Origin of the sequence: Sphingobium sp. LMA1-1-1.1 (genome assembly GCF_040676365.1) — a bacterium.
Taxonomy (GTDB): domain Bacteria; phylum Pseudomonadota; class Alphaproteobacteria; order Sphingomonadales; family Sphingomonadaceae; genus Sphingobium.
On record NZ_JBEGHS010000034.1, the window covers coordinates 1 to 20779 of the forward strand.

Annotated in this window: 14 protein-coding genes; 12 read left to right on the top strand and 2 right to left on the bottom strand. The window is 62.5% G+C overall.

Features of this window, described 5'->3' with window-relative positions; translation table 11 throughout:
• The 4 genes from MRBLMA1_RS14070 to MRBLMA1_RS14085 all read left to right on the top strand — a co-directional run.
• Positions 1-887: TonB-dependent receptor domain-containing protein (locus tag MRBLMA1_RS14070; RefSeq protein ID WP_363737461.1), on the top strand; the 887-nt coding region annotated here is incomplete at its 5' end.
• Between the two features lie 272 nt (positions 888-1159).
• Positions 1160-3385, top strand: coding sequence for a molybdopterin-containing oxidoreductase family protein (locus MRBLMA1_RS14075; RefSeq protein WP_363737462.1), 2226 nt, complete (start codon positions 1160-1162; stop codon positions 3383-3385).
• Positions 3386-3468: 83 nt separating this feature from the next.
• A complete protein-coding gene (gene moaA / locus MRBLMA1_RS14080) occupies positions 3469-4485 on the top strand; it encodes a GTP 3',8-cyclase MoaA (RefSeq protein WP_414714692.1) in 1017 nt (338 codons plus the stop codon).
• A 66-nt stretch (positions 4486-4551) separates the two neighbouring features.
• Positions 4552-5229 carry a hypothetical protein gene (locus tag MRBLMA1_RS14085; RefSeq protein WP_363737464.1) on the top strand — a complete coding sequence of 226 codons (678 nt, stop codon included), beginning with the start codon at positions 4552-4554 and terminating at the stop codon, positions 5227-5229.
• Positions 5230-5238: 9 nt separating this feature from the next.
• On the opposite strand, the gene MRBLMA1_RS14090 is transcribed toward MRBLMA1_RS14085, so the two are convergent.
• A complete protein-coding gene (locus tag MRBLMA1_RS14090; protein ID WP_363737465.1) occupies positions 5239-6210 on the bottom strand; it encodes a helix-turn-helix transcriptional regulator in 972 nt (323 codons plus the stop codon).
• Between the two features lie 220 nt (positions 6211-6430).
• Between MRBLMA1_RS14090 and MRBLMA1_RS14095 the strand changes: the two genes are divergently transcribed.
• From MRBLMA1_RS14095 to MRBLMA1_RS14125, 7 genes are all read left to right on the top strand, one after another.
• Positions 6431-8518 carry an amidohydrolase gene (locus tag MRBLMA1_RS14095; protein WP_363737466.1) on the top strand — a complete coding sequence of 696 codons (2088 nt, stop codon included), beginning with the start codon at positions 6431-6433 and terminating at the stop codon, positions 8516-8518.
• A 67-nt stretch (positions 8519-8585) separates the two neighbouring features.
• Complete coding sequence (locus MRBLMA1_RS14100; protein ID WP_363737467.1) at positions 8586-9968, top strand: aminotransferase class III-fold pyridoxal phosphate-dependent enzyme; 1383 nt, start codon at positions 8586-8588, stop codon at positions 9966-9968.
• Between the two features lie 77 nt (positions 9969-10045).
• Entirely contained in the window at positions 10046-11566 is a 1521-nt protein-coding gene (gene adh, locus MRBLMA1_RS14105) for an aldehyde dehydrogenase (protein ID WP_363738200.1), read from the top strand.
• 55 nt (positions 11567-11621) lie between these two features.
• Positions 11622-12053 (top strand): DUF779 domain-containing protein, encoded by a 432-nt coding sequence (locus MRBLMA1_RS14110; protein ID WP_363737468.1) that lies wholly within the window; start codon positions 11622-11624, stop codon positions 12051-12053.
• Positions 12054-12094: 41 nt separating this feature from the next.
• A complete protein-coding gene (locus tag MRBLMA1_RS14115) occupies positions 12095-13981 on the top strand; it encodes an AMP-binding protein (RefSeq protein ID WP_363738202.1) in 1887 nt (628 codons plus the stop codon).
• Between the two features lie 193 nt (positions 13982-14174).
• Positions 14175-16763: a TonB-dependent receptor gene (locus tag MRBLMA1_RS14120; protein ID WP_363737469.1), complete on the top strand. Its 2589-nt coding sequence runs from the start codon at positions 14175-14177 to the stop codon at positions 16761-16763.
• 82 nt (positions 16764-16845) lie between these two features.
• The gene (locus tag MRBLMA1_RS14125) at positions 16846-18219 is read left to right on the top strand and encodes an APC family permease (protein ID WP_363737470.1); all 1374 of its coding nucleotides are present in this window, start codon (positions 16846-16848) and stop codon (positions 18217-18219) included.
• A gap of 114 nt (positions 18220-18333) precedes the next feature.
• On the opposite strand, the gene MRBLMA1_RS14130 is transcribed toward MRBLMA1_RS14125, so the two are convergent.
• A complete protein-coding gene (locus MRBLMA1_RS14130) occupies positions 18334-18825 on the bottom strand; it encodes a DUF3237 family protein (RefSeq protein WP_363737471.1) in 492 nt (163 codons plus the stop codon).
• 293 nt (positions 18826-19118) lie between these two features.
• Between MRBLMA1_RS14130 and MRBLMA1_RS14135 the strand changes: the two genes are divergently transcribed.
• Positions 19119-20762 (top strand): tannase/feruloyl esterase family alpha/beta hydrolase, encoded by a 1644-nt coding sequence (locus MRBLMA1_RS14135; RefSeq protein WP_363737472.1) that lies wholly within the window; start codon positions 19119-19121, stop codon positions 20760-20762.
• Positions 20763-20779: the final 17 nt, after the last annotated feature.

Here is a 20779-nt window from a genome sequence, read left to right on the forward strand (position 1 = left end):
ATATCGACAGCGTCGAACTGGCTCCGCTGCCGGCCTATCAGAAGGCCGATGGCACGCTGATCTTCGATCCCTATCGCAACAAGCGGAGCAACAACCTGTGGGCCGGCAAGCTCCAGCTCGAATATCGGCCGAACTCCGACACCCTTGTCTATGTCGGCGTCAATCGCGGCGTGAAGGGCGGGGCCTACAATGCCAAGTACCAGGACGGCAGCCTCCCGCTTCTCGAATCCCAGATGGCCTACGGACCCGAGACGCTGTGGTCCTACGAAGCGGGCGTGAAGGCGACCTTGCTGGATGGCGCAGTCGTCGCCAATCTCGCGGCCTTCTATTATGACTACAAGAACTACCAGGCGTTCCTGTTCGTAAACTCGTCGGGTCTGGTCACGAACAGCCCGGCGACCAACTACGGCATCGAAGGCAGTCTCCAGATCAAGCCAACGGACCGGCTTCTGGTCAACCTTGGCGCGTCCATCTTCCGGCCCAAGGTGAAGGATGTCGTCACCGCACCTGCCACGGCTACCGCGCCGGCCATTGTCAAGGACACCGAGCCTGCCTTCGCGCCCCGCGAGCAGTTCTCGGCGATCGTGAGCTGGACACCGCCCATTGCGAACGATGCGATTTCGCTGTCGGCAAATGCCAACTACACCGGGCGGTTCTTCAACAACCTGCGCAACTTCACCGGGGAAGTCACGAAGGGCTATATCCTGACCGCCGCCAATGTGGAGTGGAAGCTCACGCCCCAGTTCACCGCGGCTGCTTCGCTCGACAACATCTTCGACAAGCGGGTCAACGTGATCGGGTTCGATCTGGCGACCTTCTGTGGCTGCATGCATGAATCGTACAACCGTCCGCGCACCTGGAGAATTTCGCTGCGCTACGAACTATGAATAAGACGCGCCTTTAGAGAGGGTTCGATCTGATTGAATTAGACCCCTGTTCTTGATTCCTTGCATTCCGGGATTCTTGCGCAGCGATCTGTTCCAATCGTTCGGAAACTGCTCTAAAATAGAGAACGGGTACACCAAAGCTTGATGAGGAATACTCGTCGAGCTTTGGTCATTCCTGTTCGGGAATTCATCGATCACAGGGCCTGATCGTTCATCAGATCGGCACCCTGTGCACGAACTACTTAAACTTCGGGGCGACGGCATCAATGTTAATGGGTGCCGCACTTCGACGACCATGGTCGAGGAGACTGAGCTTGCGTACGGTGACATCCTTTTGCAGAACTTGCACTGCTGGCTGCGGTACGAAACTGACTATTGACGATGAGGACCGGATCGTCAGCATTCGCGGCGACGAGAACAACGCGATGAGCCGCGGCTATGCCTGCTTCAAGGGAATTCACAGTCACGAAGCGCAATATAGCCCCGAACGCCTGCTGCATCCCCTGAAGCGCCAGCCGGACGGCACCTTCGCGCGCATCTCGATCGAGCAGGCGCTCGACGAAATCGCCGAGAAGATGAAGGTGATCATCGACCGCGACGGTCCCGAGGCGCTGGGCCTGTTCATCGGCAACGGGGCGAACTTCAACTCCGCCGCCTTCTCGATCCACTTGCCGTTCATGCAGGCGGTGGGATCGCGGCACTTTTTCACCACCAATACGCTCGACCAGTCCGCCAAGATGATTACCTATGAGCGCATGGGTTTCTGGGCAGCCGGCCCGCAGCGCTTCGATACCGCCGATGTGATGATGGTCTTCGGCAGCAACCCGCTGATCTCGCACGCGTCGCTCAACTTCCTGATGTCAGACCCGGTCCGCACGATGAAGGCGGCGCGGGCGCGGGGCATGAAGCTCATCGTAATCGATCCCCGGCTGACGGAAACTGCGCGCTATGCCGACATCCATCTCCAGCCGATCCCGGGGCACGACGCGACGATCGCCGCAGGCATGATCCGCATGATCCTCGCCGAAGGCTGGGAGGACAAGGAGTTCTGCGAGCGCTATGTCGGCCCCGAGGGCATGGCCGCGCTGCGTGAGGCGGTCGAGCCGTTCAACGAGGAGATGGTGACGCACCGCGCCGGATTGCCCGAGGGCCAGCTGCGCGCCGCCACCGAGATGTTCGCGCGTGATTCAAAGCGCGGGCCGGTTTCGACGGGGACGGGCAACAATTTCGGGCCGAACTCGAACGTCGCCCAGCATCTGGCAGACGCCATGAACGTCGTGTGCGGACGCTTCCTGCGCGAAGGGGACACCACGCTCGTTGAAATGCTCAGCCCCGAGGCGCCGATCTATCCGGAAGTGATCCCGCCCTCGCGCACCTGGGAGCATGTCCCGCCGAGCCGCATCCGCGGCGTTGGAACGCTGCTCAACCGCGAGGAAATGAGCGGAACGCTTCCCGACGAGATCCTTACTCCGGGCAAGGGACAGATCCGCGGCCTGCTGATCCAGGGCGGCAACCCCGTCGTTGCCATTCCGGGCCAGAAGAAAGTCGTTGAGGCGATGAAGTCGCTGGAACTGTCGGTGATGATCGACCCGTTCATGCACCAGACCTCGCAATATTGCGATTACATATTGCCGCCGAAAATGCCCTACGAGCGCGCGGACCTGCCGCTGACCATTCCCACCATCGTCTTCACCACCATCAACTGGATCCAGTATACGCCGGCCGCCGTGCCGCCGCCCGCGGGGTCCGAGCTGGTCGAGGACTGGCAGGTCTATACCGGCATCGCCAAGCGGCTCGGGCTGGAGATCGAATACAATCACACGACCAAGATCGACCTCGACACGGTGACCACCGACGACCTGCTCGCCATTCGCGCCGCCGACGGCCGGGTGAAGCTCGACGAGATGAAAAAATATCCGAGCGGCAATTCCTTCCCGTTCGCCTCCGAACGGGTGGCGGCGCCTCGCCCGGAAGGCACGGCCAAATTCGACGTGATGCCCGCCGACGTGAGAGGCGAGCTCGAAGAGGCGCTGGCCTATGCCATCACGCCCGACAATATTGTCAGCAAGGGCAGGAAGTTCACCCACCTCGTCAGCTCCCGCCGGATGCGCCACATGTTCAACAGCGTCGGCACGATCGGCATGCCGAGCGTCCGGGCGAGGGCGAAGTTCAATCCGGCCTATATCCATCCGGCCGACATGGCCGATCTGGGCATAGAGAATGGCGATCACATCGAACTGGAATCCGATGTCGGCAAGATCACCGCGATCGCCGAGGCGGACGAGACGATGCGTCCGGGCGTGATCTCTATCCCGCACGGCTTTGGTCCGGCCACCGGTGAGATGGACGAGGATGGCGGGGTCTCCATCGGTGCCCTCATCGTCGCCGATGAGTTCTATCAGCGCGTCAACGCCATCCCACGGATGACCGCCATCCCCGTGAATGTCCGGCGCCTGAGCAGCAGGATTATCGGGCACCAAACCGCAGAAGTGGAGTGAGCAACGTCTGAGAATTGGTAATGATCAGACGCAAAAATGCAGTTGGGAATCTGTCTGTTGACCAGGAATGCCATGCCGTGAAAATTGCGCCCTCCGATAGTTCGGCGCAGGCGGCATCCGGTCGCCTGACAGATCCCAGTGGCCGTAGCTTCGAATATCTGCGGCTATCGCTGACGGATGTCTGCAATTTTCGCTGCACCTATTGCTTGCCCAATGGCTATCGCAAGGCGGCGGGACGGACGCCCGATCTGTCGCCTGACGAGATCGTGCGGGCGGTGACGGCCTTCGCCCGGCTCGGCTTGTGGAAGGTTCGGCTGACGGGTGGGGAACCCACATTGCGCGCCGAATTCACCGAAATTGCCCGGCGCGTAGCGGCGGTGCCGGGCATTCGCCGCGTGGCGATGACCACCAACGGCTATCGCCTGGCCGATCACGCTGCGGAATGGCGAGCAGCTGGCGTAAGCGCGATCAACGTCAGCATCGATTCGCTCGATCCTGCTCGCTTCGCGGCGATCACCGGCCATGACCGGCTCGACGAGGTGCTGCGTGGCGTGGAAGCGGCCCGGGTCGCCGGGTTCGATCCGATCAAGCTGAACGCCGTGCTGATGCGGGGCGTCAACGATGACGAGTTGGAGGCGATCATCGCCTTCGTGCGTGACCATGACCTGTCGCTGCGTTTCATCGAAGTGATGCGCACGAATGACAATGCGCCTTTCTTCCAGGCCCATCATCTACCCGGTCAAACCGTGATAGACGCCTTGGCGCGGGCAGGATGGACACGCGTGGCGCGCGCGCCGGGAGCAGGCCCGGCCGTGGAATTCGCCCATTCCGACGCCAGGGGGCGGATCGGCATCATCGCCCCCTATGCGCAGGATTTCTGCGCTACCTGCAACCGGCTCCGCCTGTCGGCCGAGGGCAAGCTGCATTTGTGCCTGTTCGGCGATGGCGGACTCGACCTGCGCCCGCTCCTCCAGGACGATGCACAGATAGACGAACTGGTCGAGCGGATCATCACGCTCACGGCGCGCAAGGCACCGTCGCACCGCCTGCACGATGGCAATAGCGGCGCCACGCCGCATCTCGCCTCGATCGGCGGCTGACCTGTCAGCCATGGCGGAACTGCACGCACCAGGCTTCGCCATGACCGTCCGGGCCAGCGATGGCGGATGGCTCGGGACAAGGTCGGGCTGATGGGCGCAGCACCGATTGGCTTCGACGAGGCAGTGGCGCGCCTGCCGGGCACCGAAACCGTGGCGTTGGCCAATGCGCCCGGTCGTGTGCTGGCGGAGCCGCTATACGCACGGCAGGATTCACCCAGCCAGCTGACCGCGGCGATGGACGGCTATGCGGTGTGCGACGCGACCACCGCCCCGGATCAATTGCTGTGGGTGACGGGAGAATCTCGTGCCGGGCTCGGCTTTCCCGGCATTGTGAGCGCCGGTGAGGCAGTGCGCATCTTCACCGGCGCGCCGATGCCCGCCGGGGCGGACCGCTGCATCGTGCAGGAGCACGCGATCCGCGAGGGCGGCAACGTCAGGTTCACGGCTGGCTACGGCCCGGCATGGAATGTTCGGGCCATAGCCAGCGACTTTGTCGCCGGCACGCTGCTGCTCGATCGCGGCACCCGTCTCTCCCCTCAGGCCATGATTGCGGCCGCCGCATCAGATGTCGCCAGTGTGACGGTGGCGGTTCGGCCACGCGTGGCGATCGTCGGTACCGGCGACGAACTCGCTTCGCCCGGCGCCGCGGCTGACCGGCCCGGCGCGATTCCCGAGAGCGTCAGTTTCGGAGTCACGGCAATGGTGGCGGAAGCCGGCGGCCTGGTGGGCGACGGGTCGCGATGAGCTGGCCGCTCAGGCCGATTGCGGATCCGCCTGGGCCAGGGACCGCACGTTGCGCGGTGACGCGCCATAGCGCTTGCGGAAATTGCGGTCGAAGGTGCTCAGTTCGTTGAAGCCCCAGCGGAATGCAACCTCGGTAATGGTTCGTTTCGAATGGGTCGGCGCCGTGAGTTCGGCATAGCAGCGATCAAGTCTCCGGTCGCGGATCCAGCTCCAGAATGTTTCCCCCGAAGCCTGAAAAACGCGATGCAGCGTGCGGACGGAGACGCCAGCCCTTGCCGCGACCGTTGCGGGGCTCAGCTCCGGATCGTCGAGCGCGGCGGTTGCGATCGACTTGAGGTCGTTCAGCAGGCCCATTCGCGCCGCATCGGCAAGGGATCCGGTCGCCAGGGTTCCAAGCTGGACGATCGCCTCGGCCAGGCCGACCTGGAGAGCGGCGCAGTCGGCTGCGGAAAGATCCGCGCGAGAGTTGAAGATCGCGTCGATGAAGGAGGCGACACAGGCCCCGATTCCGACCTTGCTCGTGAAGACGCGATCCAGGGAGATGTTCCGCCCATAGGCCAGGCTTTGGACCAGAGCCCAGGGAAGTTGCACGCCTATGGTTTTGCTGCCGCACGATGATGTGTGATATTCCAGCAGCTTGCGGGAGCGCAGGAAGACCAGATCGCCGGGGCCGACTTCATGGCAATGATCGTCGCTCACGATCGTGAGATTGCCCTCCACAATATATTGAAGGGAATGACCCAACTGCATCGGGCTCTTGCGCATGGAGTAGCGATGAAGCGGCGAATTGCATTTATGGACGGAGCAGCTCAGCCTGCCCAGATCGAACGCCATGGAGAATGCGTCGAGAGTATCCCGTTCCTGTATCTCGGCAATGACCTCGCGTTCCGATTCAATGGAACTGTAATAAGAACTGAGCACTTCGGAATAGCGGGCGGCGCGCCCACTTTCCGGCAGTTTTTTTGTGGTGAAGTCGAGCATGCTGTGCCCCCCACATATATGAAGTGCAGGAGCGTGCCATAGTCTACACCATGTTTCAATCCCGTGACGGAGTGGCGGCGACATTGGCACGGAAAGTCGAAAGCGCTGTCTCGGAACGCTGTGATCTTCAGCGCCGCATGAAGCTAGATATGGTCTTGCAAGGGACCGATGAAATATATGCCTCAGGGGTCGGGCCCGTCCGTTTTCGGGAGAAATGACGATGCGCATCGGATCTAAGGCCAGACGTCGCTGGTCTGCCAGGCTCAGGGGGGCGGCCCTGGCGTCATCATTGGCGATCTGCCTGATGCCGCTGGCGCCGGCGATCGCGCGAGGGCCTGTCGCGGCCGATCTGGTGCTGAAAAATGCCCGCGTCTACACGGTGGACGGGGCGCACCGCATCGTGGAAGCCCTGGCCGTAAAGGACGGCAAGCTGGTATTTGTCGGCAGTAACGCCGCCATAGGCGCCTTTATCGGCAGCAAGACGGTCGTCGAGGATGCAGGTGGTAAGCTTGTCCTGCCGGGCCTTGTTGATGCGCATATCCATCCTCGGGGCATTGTGGACTTTGGCGGCTGCAACCTCGAGGCCAAGGCGCATACGCTTGCGGAAATCGCGACGCTGGTTCGCCAATGCCTCGTGGACGCGAAGCTCGAGCCGGGGAAATGGCTTGCCGTTTCGCAATGGGAATATGCGGCCGGCAATCAGACCGATGCCAAATTCGCCACGCTCCGGGCTGCGCTGGATGATGCCGCACCCGATAATCCGGTCGTCATGACCGGTTGGGACGGCCATCATGGCGCCTATAACAGCCGCGCACTGGCCCTGGCCAAGAATGCGAAGGGGGAGACCGTCGGCTATTCCAAGAAGACGCTGCAGACGGATTTCGCTCATTACAAGCCCGTGGTCGGCGTCGACATTCACGGCGAGCCCAGCGGTGACATCCAGGACGAGGGCAAGACCCCCATCGATTCGTCGGAGACATCGCGCGAGGAGTTTGCGAAGCTGCTCGCCGAACCCCAGCGACTCGCCCAGGCGCTCAACAGCCGGGGCATTACGGCGGTATGGGACGCCGCCGCGTCGGCGTCTACCGGCATATTCGGACCGGGCAGCATCTTCGACGTCTATGACAAGCTGCAGAAGAACGGGCAGCAAAGCTTCCGCGTCAATATGGCGCAATATTGGGCGCCCGAAGACTTCCGGGACGCCGACGGCCGCGTGAACTGGGATGCCCTCTTTACCCAGGCGGATGCCATCAAGCGGAAATATGCCGGCAATCCGCTCGCTTCGGCGGATTCCGTGAAAATCTTCGCGGACGGCGACATGGAGGCCAATCCCAACAACGTTCCGCCCACCTTCGGCGCGGCCTTCCGCCCCGTGCCCTATTTGCAGCCGATTTTCGAAAAGGATGCCCAGGGCAATCTGTCCGTCAAGGACTATGTCGACATTTCATCGCCTGAATGCGTCTATGCGCGGGCTGTTCCGGCTGACCTGTCCTCGCCGACAGCCATTGCCGATTTCACCAAGCGCTACGGCTTCCATCCCGGACAATGTGCGATTTCCTACGGCATTCCGCAGCACGCGCCGTGGATCTTTGCCGATTATGTGATGAAGGCGCATCTGAAGGGCTACACGATACACATCCATACGATCAGTGACGCCGCAGTGCATATGGCGCTGGAGGCCATAGAGGCGGCGCGCAAGGCCGATGGCGTCTATACTCGTCCGGACACGCTGGCTCACCTCCAGTGCGCCACCCCGGCCGATATCAAGCGCATTGGCGAAGACCGATTGAATCTCGTCTATACCTTCAGCTGGATGTATGCCGAACCCACCGGATACGACCTCAGCACCGTTCCCTTCTTCGAAAAGGTGCACGGCAACAGCTATGAGGCGCTTCATAAGCCGAACGGCTTTTTCGAACAGTGCAATTATCCCACCAAGACGTCCAAGGATGCAGGTGCGGTTATTGTCGCGGGATCGGATGCGCCAGTCCTGACGCAGGATCCGCAGCCGTTCGTGAACATGGAGATGGGGGTGACCCGGTCGCGCCGCGGCGGGCAGCCGATCAGCCCCTGGCAGCGTCTCAGTGTCGAAGATGTGATCGACGCCTACACGATCAATGGCGCCCGGGCCTTGAATCGCGGTGCGGAGATCGGATCGCTGGAAGTCGGGAAGTCGGCTGACTTCATCATCGTGGATCAGAACATTCTGGAACTTGCCCATTCGGGCCATCCCGAAAAGATCGGCGATACCAAGGTGCTGGCGACATGGTTCATGGGCAAGAAGGTCTATTCGCCGTCGTCCGAATAGAAACGGACCATAAGCAGAAAACGAAATTTATGCCGGTGGGTTCGCCGGCGCGCAGGAGCTTGTCTCAATGATGTCGTTCAAGACTGGTAATGCCGATCGCTTCGTGGCGGATCGAGATCGTGTGGCCCGTATCGATCAGCGTGAAGTTGACCGTTTCAGGCAACGCACCGGCGCGTCCAACGCGCTTCGCGAACGCGCTCTGGCGGTGATGCCGGCAGCCGTCCCCAACTCATGGATGGCGGGCTATTATTCCCATCCCCAGCTTTTTGCCGATCGCGGCGAGGGGGCAAGCTTCTTCGATCCGGACGGCAATTCCTATGTCGACATGAACGTTTCGGACCTCTCGATGACGATCGGCTTCGGCGTGCCGGAGGTCGAGGAAGCACTGGCCCGGCAATATCGCAGGGGCGCCCACTTCCTGCTGCCGACGGAGGATGCCATCGTCTCTGCGGAACTGCTGGCGGCGCAGACCGGCATGCCGGCATGGCAGTTCACCGTCTCGGCTTCCGGATCGAACACCGACATCATGCGGATCGCGCGTCACATGACGGGCCGTCGCAAGCTGGTCGTGTTCGAAGGCAAATATCATGGCCATCTCGAAGAGACGCTGGTCGTTTCCCAAGACGGGCACAATGTCCCCGAATATCAGGGAATGTCGGGAAAGCGCGCGGAGGACACGATCATCCTGCCGTTCAACGATCTGGAAGCGGTTTCACGCGTGCTGAAGCAGGGCGACGTCGCACTGGTGCTGACAGAGCCGACGATGACCAATTGCTCGCTGGTGATGCCGGAACCGGGCTTTCTTGAAGGATTGCGCGAGATTACGCGCGAGACAGGCACGATGCTGTGCATTGACGAGGCCCACACCTATTCCTTCGCTTATGGCGGCCTGACCCGAAAGTGGCAGTTGAAGAGCGATTTCATGACACTGGGGAAGGGGTTCGGCTCCGGGGTTGCCTTCGCGGCCTACGGCATGACCCGCGAAGTATCGGATCATGTGGAGCGGCACCTCGACATCCTCCACCGCCGGTCCGGGATCGGCCTGGGCGGCACGCTCTATGGCAATGCCCTGTCGATGGCGGTTGCCCGGGCGATGCTGGAGCATGTGCTCACGGAAGCCGCCTACGACCGCATCTCTGCCTTGGGCGCGCGCATGGCGGATGGGATCGACGCCATCTGCCGTGACCTTGACCTGCCGTGCCGGGCGTTTCGCCTCGGGCCGCGGTCGGGCATGTGCCTGACGACCGAGTTGCCGCGCAATTATCAGGAGGCACGCGCCTCGATGGATCTCGACATGCTCGACGCCCGGCGTGTGTTCATGGCCAACAGGGGCTATTGGGATTGCATCGTCAGTGCGGGGCCGCAGGCTTCGTTCGCCCACACGGCTGAGGAGATTGACGGTTATGTCGCGCTGGTGGCCGAATTTACCGAGGAACTCGTGCGCGGCTGAAGGAAGATCGATCGGGTTCTTGCTGAGGAAGCACCCCGGTCGAGTAGTTCAAATCCGATAAAGAAAGAGAGATGGAGATGCCTGTCGACGATCGCCCCGATTTGGTCATGAAGGCTCCCTTTGCGGCGCGCTATGACAATTTCATCGATGGCCAGTGGCTTGCGCCGAAATCGGGCCGCTATTTCGACAATGTTTCGCCGATCACCGGCGGCGTTGTCGGGCAGATCGCGCGCTCGCAGGCGGAGGATGTTGAAGCCGCGCTGGACGCGGCGCATCGCGCCAAGGACGCGTGGGGACGGACGCCGGTGGCCGAGCGCGCCCTGATCCTCAATCGCATCGCGGACCGGATGGAAGCCAATCTGGACAAGCTCGCGCTGGCCGAAACCTGGGACAATGGCAAGCCGATCCGCGAATCCACCGCCGCGGACGTGCCGCTGGCGATCGATCACTTCCGCTATTTCGCCAGCGTGATCCGCGCGCAGGAAGGATCGATCGGAGAGATCGATCACGATACTGTCGCCTATCATTTCCATGAGCCGCTGGGCGTGGTCGGGCAGATCATTCCGTGGAACTTCCCGCTGCTGATGGCGGCCTGGAAAATGGCGCCGGCGCTGGCGGCGGGCAATTGCGTGGTGCTGAAGCCTGCCGAACAGACGCCGGCCTCCATCATGGTGTGGATCGACATCGTCGGCGATCTGCTGCCGCCCGGCGTGCTCAATATCGTCAACGGCTTCGGCCTGGAGGCGGGCAAGCCGCTTGCCTCCTCCAGCCGGATCGCAAAGATCGCCTTTACCGGCGAGACGACGACCGGCCGTCTCATCATGCAATATGCCAGCGAGAACCTGATTCCGGTCACGCTGGAACTCGGTGGCAAGTCGCCCAACATCTTCTTCGACGATGTCGCGCGCGAGGATGATGATTTCCTCGACAAGGCGATCGAGGGTTTCGTCATGTTCGCGTTGAACCAGGGCGAGGTCTGCACCTGCCCCAGCCGCGCGCTGGTCGCCGAGTCCATCTACGACCGTTTCATGGAGCGGGCGCTGGCACGCGTCGCTGCGATCCGGCAGGGCAATCCCCTCGACCCGGCAACCATGATCGGCGCGCAGGCCTCTTCCGAGCAGTGCGAGAAGATCCTCTCCTATATCGATATCGGCCGGCAGGAGGGCGCCGAACTGCTTGCGGGCGGCAAGGCGGCTGCGCATGGCGGGGCGCTCGCGGGCGGCTATTATGTCGAGCCGACGGTGTTTCGCGGACACAACAAGATGCGGATCTTCCAGGAGGAGATCTTCGGGCCGGTCCTGTCGGTGGCGACGTTCAAGGACGATGAAGAAGCGCTCCAGATCGCGAACGATACGCTATATGGCCTTGGCGCCGGCATCTGGAGCCGGGACGTGAACAGATGCTATCGCTTCGGACGCAATATCAAGGCGGGGCGGGTGTGGACGAACTGCTACCATGCCTATCCGGCGCATGCAGCGTTCGGCGGCTACAAGCAGTCCGGCATCGGCCGCGAAAACCACAAGATGATGCTCGATCACTATCAGCAGACGAAGAACATGCTGGTGAGCTACAGTCCGAAGAAGCTCGGCTTCTTCTGATGCGGCGCGGGGGATGCTCCATAGGCCGGCGCCGCGGCGGTCAGGGGGCTCTGCGATGAGCGGCGGCGCGGATACCGATGCGTCGGGGGCAGTCCCGCGCGTCGTCGCGTCGCCGGCCGCGCTTGCCTTCATCGCCGAATTGAAGGCGGAATATGGCGCGCTCCTGTTCCACCAGTCGGGGGGATGTTGCGACGGCTCCTCGCCGATGTGTTATCCGGCGGACGGGTTTCGTATCGGCGGGAGTGACATCCTGCTCGGCATGGTGGATGATGTGCCGGTCTATATCGGGGAGGCGCAGGCAGCCGCCTGGGCGCATACCCAGCTTATCCTTGACGTGGTGCCGGGGCGCGGAGGGATGTTCAGTCTGGATAATGGCCGCGAAAAACGGTTCCTCACGCGGGGACGGGTTTTTACGCCGGCGGAAATGGCGGCTCTGGCCGTACAACTGGTCGCGGCGGAGGCCGACAGCCGGGACGAAACCCGATGAGCACAGACATGCCCCATGACGATAATCATGAGATCGGCGCTATGGAGCCGCGCTACACCGCCGCCTGGCGCAGGAGCCTTGAAGATGCCGAGGCGTTCTGGACGGACGCCGCCGAAGCCGTCGACTGGGCCGTGCCGCCGCGCCGCGCCTTCGATCCTGAGGAGGGCTGGTTTCCGGGCGGCGTCCTGAATACATGCCATAACTGCCTCGATCGCCATGTGCTGCAGGGGCGGGGTAGCCAGACGGCCCTAGTCTATGAAAGCGCAGTCACCGGGACTTCGATGCACTGGACCTTCGGGGAGGCGCTTCACGAAGTCCAGCGCGTGGCCGCGATGCTGCTGCGCCTCGGCGTCACGCGCGGCGATCGCGTGGTCATCTACATGCCGATGGTGCCGGAGGCGATTTTCGCGATGCTGGCCTGTGCGCGAATCGGGGCGATCCATTCGGTCGTGTTCGGCGGCTTCGCGGCGCACGAACTGGCCAAACGCATCGACGACGCGTGCCCGACGCTGTTGATAACCGCGAGCTGCGGGATCGAGGGCAGTCGCGTCATTGCCTATAAGCCGATCGTCGACGAAGCCGTGGCTGCCGCCACGCACCAGGTCGATCGAGTCCTGCTGCTCCAGCGCGACCGACTTGCCGCAGAACTGAAACCGGAACGCGACCGCGACTGGGCGGCGCTGCGAGAAGCAAGCGCCGGCGACCCATTGCCGCCCTGCGCCATGCTCGACTCAGGCGACCCGCTCTATATCCTCTACACCTCAGGCACGACCGGAACGCCCAAGGGCGTGGTGCGCGACAATGGCGGTCATGCGGTCGCGCTCGCCTGGTCGATGGCGAACATCTATGGGATCGGCGCGGGCGACGTGTTCTGGGCCGCTTCGGACGTCGGCTGGGTGGTGGGCCACAGCTACATCGTCTATGCGCCGCTCCTCGTCGGGGCGACCACGATCCTTTACGAAGGCAAGCCGGTGGGAACGCCCGACGCCGGGGTCTTCTGGCGAACGATCGTGGCGAACGGGGTGAAGACCTTCTTCACGGCGCCGACGGCGATCCGCGCGATCCGCAAGGAAGATCCGCAGGCGCGGCTGCTCGGCGAGATCGGCACGGGTGAACTGACCGCCATCTTCCTGGCCGGTGAGCGGGCGGATCCCGACACGGTGACCTGGCTGGAGCGGCATAGCGGCCTGCCGGTCGTCGATCACTGGTGGCAGACCGAGCTGGGATGGCCGGCGATCGCGCCATGCCTGTCCCTGGGTGATGACCGGCGTCGACTCGGCAGCGCCGGGCCGCCCGTCCCAGGCTATGCCATCCAGGTGGTGGACGAGGACGGGGTCGAATGCCCGGCCGGCAGCAGCGGCGCGATCGTCGTTCGCCAGCCGCTCCCGCCCGGCGCGTTTCGCGGCCTGTGGAACAATCCCGTGGGCTTTGCGAAGAGTTTCCAGCGTTTCCCCGGCTATTATGAGACCGGAGATTACGGCCATATGGACGAGGACGGCTTTGTCTTCGTCATGGGCCGTACCGACGACATCATCAACGTCGCCGGCCACCGCCTTTCAACCGGGCAGATGGAACAGATCGTGGCGGCGGTCGACGGTGTGGTCGAATGCGCGGTCATCGGCGCGGATGATCCGATCAAGGGAATGGTGCCGCTGGGCTTTGTCGTCGCGCGGAAAGCGTTCGACGCGGACCAGTTGCCCGCGGAGGTCATATCGGCCGTGCGGCGCGAGCTTGGGGCGATCGCCACCTTGCGCGAAGTGCATGTCGTTCCGGAGCTGCCGAAAACGCGATCCGGGAAGATCCTGCGAAACCTCCTTCGCAAAATCGCCAATGGTCAGGATTGGACCGTGCCGCCGACCATTGAAAATGAAGCGACGCCCTATATGATCGCGCAGCTTCTTCAACCTACCGGGCGGGCCGATGGTTGAAGCCATCATATCCTGCCGAAGGAGTAGGCCGGCGCATCGCGTCCATGGCTTCCGCCTGCTGGCGCTGCAAGCCTGATGCGGTGGCACTCAGGGCGTAGCACTGACAGGCGACACATATGAATATGCGTTAGGGATTGGATACCGGGCACCTGCGTCATGAACGCAAGCACAGGGCTAACGGGGAGCACATAAAATGGGGTGTTTTCGAAGCAAATATGGCGCCATGTCGATTGGCGTGGCGTTGACGGCGGTAGCGGCGGCCACGGCGGCCCATGCACAGGAGCCGGAGAAACCGTCCGCGAATGACGCGCGGGATATGGGACAGGCCGAAATCGTGGTGACGGCTACCCGCCGATCCGAGACGCTGTCGAAGGTTCCGATCAGCGTCAGCGCATTTTCGCAGCAGGAGCTGCAGGCCAGGGGCGCGAGGGAGTTTTCGGACGTGGTGCGGCTGACGCCGGGCCTGTCGCTGCAGAAATCCCCGATCGGCGGCAATCAGGTTTCCATACGCGGAATCGCCTCCAGCGCCGGTGCTTCCACCACAGGCATCTATATTGACGATACGCCTATACAGGCGCGCAATCTGGGCTATGCGCCCAGTTCGAGCTTCCCCAGCCTGTTCGACATCGAGCGGGTGGAGGTTCTTCGCGGCCCGCAGGGAACGTTGTTCGGCGCGGGTTCGGAAGGCGGCACCGTCCGCTTCATCCAGACCGAACCCAGCATGAAGGACTTTTCCTATCGCGGCCGCGCCGAAATCGCGACCACGCGGAACGGGGCGCCGACCTATGAAGCGGCCGCGGCCGTCGGCGGCCCGATCGTCGAGGACAAGATAGGTTTCCGGGTCAGCGCCTATTATCGCCGCAATGGCGGCTGGGTCGACGATGTGAATGGAACCTACACGGTCGTGGATCCCACGGCCGCATCCTATGGCGACTCGTTAAACTTCACCAAGACGTCGACGATCCACAAGAACGCCAATTCCGACACGGCGCTTCTGTTGCGCGGCGCGCTGGTCTTCGCGCTCAGCGACGCCATCACGGTGACGCCTTCGCTGACCTATCAGAAACTGCGCAACCATGACGGCATCGGCCAATTCTGGCTGGCCGCTTCCAACCCCGGCAAGGCGCAATATGCCCGTTACCTCTACCAGGCGGGTGATCCGGCGAACGATCCGACGCTGACGGCCCTGTCCGGCACCGATCGGGAGGCGGGAGGCGATCGTTTCTACCTGCCGGCGTTGCGGATCAACTGGGACATCGGCTTTGCCTCCATCACCTCCAACACCTCCTATTACGACCGGCTGCAAGGCCAGCAAGCCGATTATACGAGATATTATTATCGCTATCTGACGCAACAGCTTGTCCCGCCGCCGGGAGCGCGGGCCAATTCCGATTTCACCAACAAGCAGAAGAATTTCGTGCAGGAAATCCGGTTGCAGTCGGCGGAATCGGAATCGCCCCTGCAATGGGTGGTTGGTGCCTTCTACTCGCGTAACATCCAAACGGCCCGGCAACCCATTTCCGAAAATTTCACCGCCAATCTTCCGGTAATCTCCTTTGGCGGCGTCCCCTACGGATTCACCGACGGCGAGCCGTTCGGGCCGGGATCGACCGCGTTTCTCAATACTTTCGGTGCGCCCCTCCTTCCCGGATCCGTCAGCTATGACGAGAACAGGCGGCTTGTCGAAACCCAGATTGCCGGTTTCGCCCAGGCCGATCTCCGACTGTCGAGCAAGCTGAAGCTCACGGCAGGCGTCCGGGTCGCACGCAACAAGTTTGAACAGAATGTCGACCTGCTGGGGCCGGAAAGCAACATCAACGCGCCTTATGGAACGCCATGCGAGGTCTATGTGGGCCCCGGTGGAACCTGTACAGTGGGTCAGGGGCCGCTGACGCCGGTTTACTCCAGCGCGCGATCGAAGAAGCTCGAAACCTCCGTCACGCCCAAGTTCGGGCTGACCTATGAACCGGATTCGCGCAATCTTTTCTACGGCACGGCAGCCAAGGGCTTCCGCCCCGGCGGATCGGGGCCGATCATACCGCCCAATGTGTGCGATGCCGACCTCAATCAGCTCGGCTATACCTCGACGCCCACCACCTATAATTCGGACTCGGTGTGGAGCTACGAGGTCGGCAGCAAGAACCGTTTCCTGAACGGTCGTGTCGCGATCGCGGCGAGCGGCTACATTATCAAGTGGAAGAACATCCAGACGGATATCGCGCTGCCGACCTGCGGCTACAGCTTCGTGGACAATGCCGGCAACGCGACCGCCAAGGGCTTCGACCTGTCGCTGGAAGTCTCACCCGTCCAGGGGCTGATCCTCACAGGCGCGGCCGGTTATACCAAGGCGACGTTTGACGATCCGGTGGCACGCGGCGCCAATGTCATATTTCCGCGCGGATCGGGGGTTCCCGGAGCAAGCGCGCCCTGGAACACATCCTTGTCGGGGGTGTACAACATGCCCCCCGTCGGCAACGTGAATTTCTACACGCGCGTCGATTTTACCTACACGTCGCGTGAACGGCGCGCCGGGCAGACCCAGCCAGGGGCGTTCGGCTATAATCCGCTGCTGCGCCAGGTGTCGGCCTATTCGACTCTGAACGCGCGCCTGGGGGCTACCTTTGGCCGGTATGATCTGTCGGTCTTCATGACGAACATCACCGATGCACATCCGCTTCTGCTGCTCGGCCCGGCATCGCGGCCGATCCAGAACGATCCTGCCTGGGTTTCAACGACGCTCAGGCCGCGCACCGTGGGCCTGACCCTGTCGATAAAGGAATGAGGCGCATGCCGGTCTCAGAACAGGGGCGCGACGGCCCAGGCACCTATCTTCCCGCCGTCGCGGCCGGGCGAGAGGGATCTCGGTGAACGATCATCTCAAGGACAATTCCGTCTCCTTCATCGGGTCGATGATGATGGGCGTCGCGGGCAGTGCGCCCGCATCGTCCATAGCAATGGGCACCGCGGCGCTGATCGGCGCCGCCGGGGTCTTCGCACCGGTTTCCCTCCTCATCTTCGCCGTTCCGATGCTCGGCATAGCGAAGGCCTATCAGGCGCTGGGAGAACGCGATGCGAATGCGGGCGCCTCCTATCAATGGACGTCCGCGATCTTCGGTAAATTCCTGGGATTCTTCTCTGGCTGGTCGCTGCTCATAGCGACGCTGCTGTTCGTGGTCAGCGGCACGGTGCCGATCGCAACCGCGACCCTCAACATCATAGCCCCCAGCCAGGTGGGACACGTCGTCACCACGTCGATCGTCGCCAGCTTCTGGTTCGCGGCGGTATCCGCGATAGTCGTCGCCGGTATCACGGTGACCAGCCGGGCGCAGACGATGATCACCTTGGCGCAACTGCTGATCCTCGTCGTCATTCTCGGCGCGGCGCTGATGCATATCCATGAGGCCGGGAGCGTCGAGGCGTTCGGAAAACGATGGTTTGGCAGCGGCCTGACCCTGGATGGCTTTGCGGCTACGGCCCTGATCGCGGTCTATTTCTACTGGGGCTGGGACGTCACCTCCAACCTGGGCGAGGAAACGGTCGGCGGGGGGCGCAAGGCCGGCCTGGGCGGCCTCCTCAGCATTCTGATCACCATCCTGCTCTACACCAGCTTCGCCGCCGTGGCGTTGATGATGTTCCCGGTTCAGGACGCGGCCAATCTCACGGACAATCTGATATTCAATATCGCATACCGGGCCGGGCTTTCCTATGCAGGCGGATTGCTGGCGTCGGCCGCGGTCATATTGTCGAGCATCGCGGCGATCGAGGCGACCATGCTGATGTTCTCGCGGACGCTGTTCGCGATGGGACGCGATGGATCGATGCCCCGCATCTTCGGAACGGTGGATGATCGTACCTTATCGCCATCGCACGCCATATACGCCATGATCGTCCTGGGCCTGATCCTGATATGGACATCAGCCCTGATGCCGAGCGTGCAGTTGCTGTTGTTCGCGTCGGTGCGGGCGCTGGGCTTTCAGGTGGATTATTATTTCGGACTTGCGGGTCTTGGCGCGGCCTGGGTCTTCAGGGATAGCTACAAGGTCTCGATCGGCAAGTGGCTGACCCTGTGCCTGTTCCCGGCCGCGAGCAGCGTGGCGTTGATCGGCCTGGGGCTCTATGCGGTGACGACCTTCGACCTGTGGACCAATGTGATCGGAATAGGCAGCTTCGCACTGGGGCTGGTTTTTGTCTGGCTCTGTTACAGACCGGGCGCCGCCACTATGGAATTGAACGTTTAGGGGGCAGGCGGGATGAAAGGGGGCGATCCAGGTCGGCCCCTTTCATCCCGTCCGGATCCTGGTTCCGCCCCTTGTCCTCATTCGCGCAGCCACGGCTTCCCGCCCGTCGGGCATTCACAGCAGCTTGAAATAATGGATCCGGTTCGCTCCAGGCGTCTTTTCCGCCACACCCACGAAAACATGCCGCGCGAGCCAGTCATGTGGTCCCGCCGGCACATCGAACTTCGGCGTGACGCGCATATAGTATGAATCGGGATCGACAGGCTCATTCCGTGCCATGCGCTCCCCGATCTCCGGGGTCGATGCCCAACGATAGCCGGAATTCTGCATGTAGATCAGCGTGCCATCGTCCAGTTCCAGAAGGTAACGGGCATCGAAATCGATCACGCCGTCCGGACGCACAAGCGGCCAGTCACCACCGCTCATCGGCACCACGCGACCATTGAGCGCAGGCCCTTCGATGCTGCCCTGCGCCGCATAGACGGCACCGCGTGTAGCGCCCATGGTTGATGGGCTGACCCAGCGGACCGGCGTCAGCGTCAATGCGATGCTGAACGCATATTCGAAACGCGGCGCGAATCGTTCGATGGTGGCGGGTTCAATCATGGGGCCTCCGTTGAGAGGGTGGGAACGAGGGTAACCAAGGCAGCTGTCCGGCGCCCTGCTTTCGTCGAAGATGTCGAGATAATCAGAAGAGCCATGATTACTCGACAAGAATATATGGAGAAGATTCTGTGAGCGAAGGTTTTCTTACGGCCCGATATTGGCCATTTTCAGCGGAAAATCCAGATGATATTATTGACGCGTCAACAAAATGATGATGACTTGCGCCCGTGACCGTGCCCGGGTGGTTCCATAAACCGCTGCAAGCGGCCGGCTTGCCATTCTTGGGGGGTTGGATGACGTCTTTTCTTCAAATGGGATCGGCGCGCGGCGGGCTGGCTTCTCCAGCAGGCGCCCGGTCGGCCGTCGGCCTTTGGGCCGGCGGGACGATGGCATCGGCGCTGGCGCTGTTTCTTGCCGGGACCGGCCCGGCATCGGCCCAGGCGGCCCCATCTCCCCCGGCGACCGCGTGTGACAGGCTGAAGCAAATGGCCGACGGCGACCTGCATGTGCTGGAGGCGCGAGAGGTTGCTGCCGGTCCAGCGGCGGCATTCTACGGTGAGGATCAGGGACGGAAAATGCCGGCGCATTGCCTGATCCGCGCCTCCTTTGGCGATCGCCGGGGCGTCGACGGCCGAACCTATGCGATCCGGTTCGAATTGCGCATGCCGGCGGCTTGGAATGGCCGTTTCCTGTTCGAGGGCGGCGGCAACATGGATGGCGTCGACTGGCCGGCCTATGGATCGCTGTTCAGCCGCCTGTCGCCAACGGCGCTTGAACGCGGCTTTGCCGTGGTGCGGACCAATGGCGGGCATATCAGCCCCGGCAATGAATCGACCGATGGCAGCTGGGCGATCGATCAGCAGGCGCGGATCGACTATGGCTATGTGGCGCTCGACAAGGTCGCGATCGCAGCAAAGCGCATCGTTGCCGCGCATTACGGCAAGCCTGCCGCCAAATCCTATTTCATCGGCTGTTCCAATGGCGGACGGCAGGCGATGCTGGTGACGCAGCGTTTCCCCGACTATTTCGACGGCGTGGTGGCGGGTAATGCCGCGTTCAATCTGACGCGCATCGCGCCGCGCCTGTCATGGACCACCGCTCAGCTCAGCCGCATCTCCAGGCCGGGCGTGGGCGCATTCACCAAGGCGGACTTGAAACTGGTGGCCGATGGTGCGGTGAAGCGCTGCGACGCGCTGGATGGTCTTGCCGACGGGCTGATCCAGGACATTGCGGCCTGCAAGTTCGACCCGGCGGTGCTGCAATGCAAGGGCCCGAAAACCGCCACCTGCCTTTCCAGGGCTCAGGTCGATACGCTGAAGCGGATCGTCACCGGACCAGTAGATGCCCAGGGCAAGCCCTATTACAAGCCGCTGCCCTATGATTCGACGCCCGCCTTCTGGGCGGGTGCCGCGGCCGCCGACACCAGGGCGCCGTCACTGTTCATGGACACGATGCGCTATTTCGCGTTGACCCCGCCCAATCCCGGACTCGATGCACTCGACATACGCTTTCCGGATGTTTTCGCCAGCCTGGTCAGCACGGCCGGGGTCATCGACGCGGAGGGAAGCTTTCTCAACAGCTTCGCGTCGAGATCGAAGCTGATCATCTATCATGGGACCAGCGATTACAGCCTGTCGGCCTTCGAAATCACCTCATGGTACGACCGCCTGGCGCATGATACCGGCGGCAAGACCCAGGATTGGGCGCGCCTGTTCCTGGTGCCGGGGATGATGCACTGCGAAGGCGGGCGGGCGACGGATGATTTCGATCCGTTGACCGCCATCCAGGCATGGGTCGAGCAGGGCATCGCGCCGGACCGGATCGTCGCCACCGGCAAGACACTGCCGGGGGTCAGCCGCCCGCTCTGCCCCTGGCCCAAGGTGGCGCGCTATCGTGGCGGCGACCCTGCGCGGGCGGAGAGCTTCGATTGCGATTGAGCCCGCAGCACCATTCC

Coding starts and splice junctions, on each gene's coding strand:
- MRBLMA1_RS14085 (WP_363737464.1), top strand. CDS start 4,552: ATGGCTCGGGACAAGGTCGGGCTGATGGGCGCAGCACCGATTGGCTTC.
- MRBLMA1_RS14130 (WP_363737471.1), bottom strand. CDS start 18,825: ATGATTGAACCCGCCACCATCGAACGATTCGCGCCGCGTTTCGAATAT.
- MRBLMA1_RS14090 (WP_363737465.1), bottom strand. CDS start 6,210: ATGCTCGACTTCACCACAAAAAAACTGCCGGAAAGTGGGCGCGCCGCC.
- MRBLMA1_RS14115 (WP_363738202.1), top strand. CDS start 12,095: ATGGAGCCGCGCTACACCGCCGCCTGGCGCAGGAGCCTTGAAGATGCC.
- MRBLMA1_RS14135 (WP_363737472.1), top strand. CDS start 19,119: ATGACGTCTTTTCTTCAAATGGGATCGGCGCGCGGCGGGCTGGCTTCT.
- adh (WP_363738200.1), top strand. CDS start 10,046: ATGCCTGTCGACGATCGCCCCGATTTGGTCATGAAGGCTCCCTTTGCG.
- MRBLMA1_RS14095 (WP_363737466.1), top strand. CDS start 6,431: ATGCGCATCGGATCTAAGGCCAGACGTCGCTGGTCTGCCAGGCTCAGG.
- MRBLMA1_RS14120 (WP_363737469.1), top strand. CDS start 14,175: ATGGGGTGTTTTCGAAGCAAATATGGCGCCATGTCGATTGGCGTGGCG.
- MRBLMA1_RS14100 (WP_363737467.1), top strand. CDS start 8,586: ATGATGTCGTTCAAGACTGGTAATGCCGATCGCTTCGTGGCGGATCGA.
- MRBLMA1_RS14075 (WP_363737462.1), top strand. CDS start 1,160: ATGGGTGCCGCACTTCGACGACCATGGTCGAGGAGACTGAGCTTGCGT.
- MRBLMA1_RS14110 (WP_363737468.1), top strand. CDS start 11,622: ATGAGCGGCGGCGCGGATACCGATGCGTCGGGGGCAGTCCCGCGCGTC.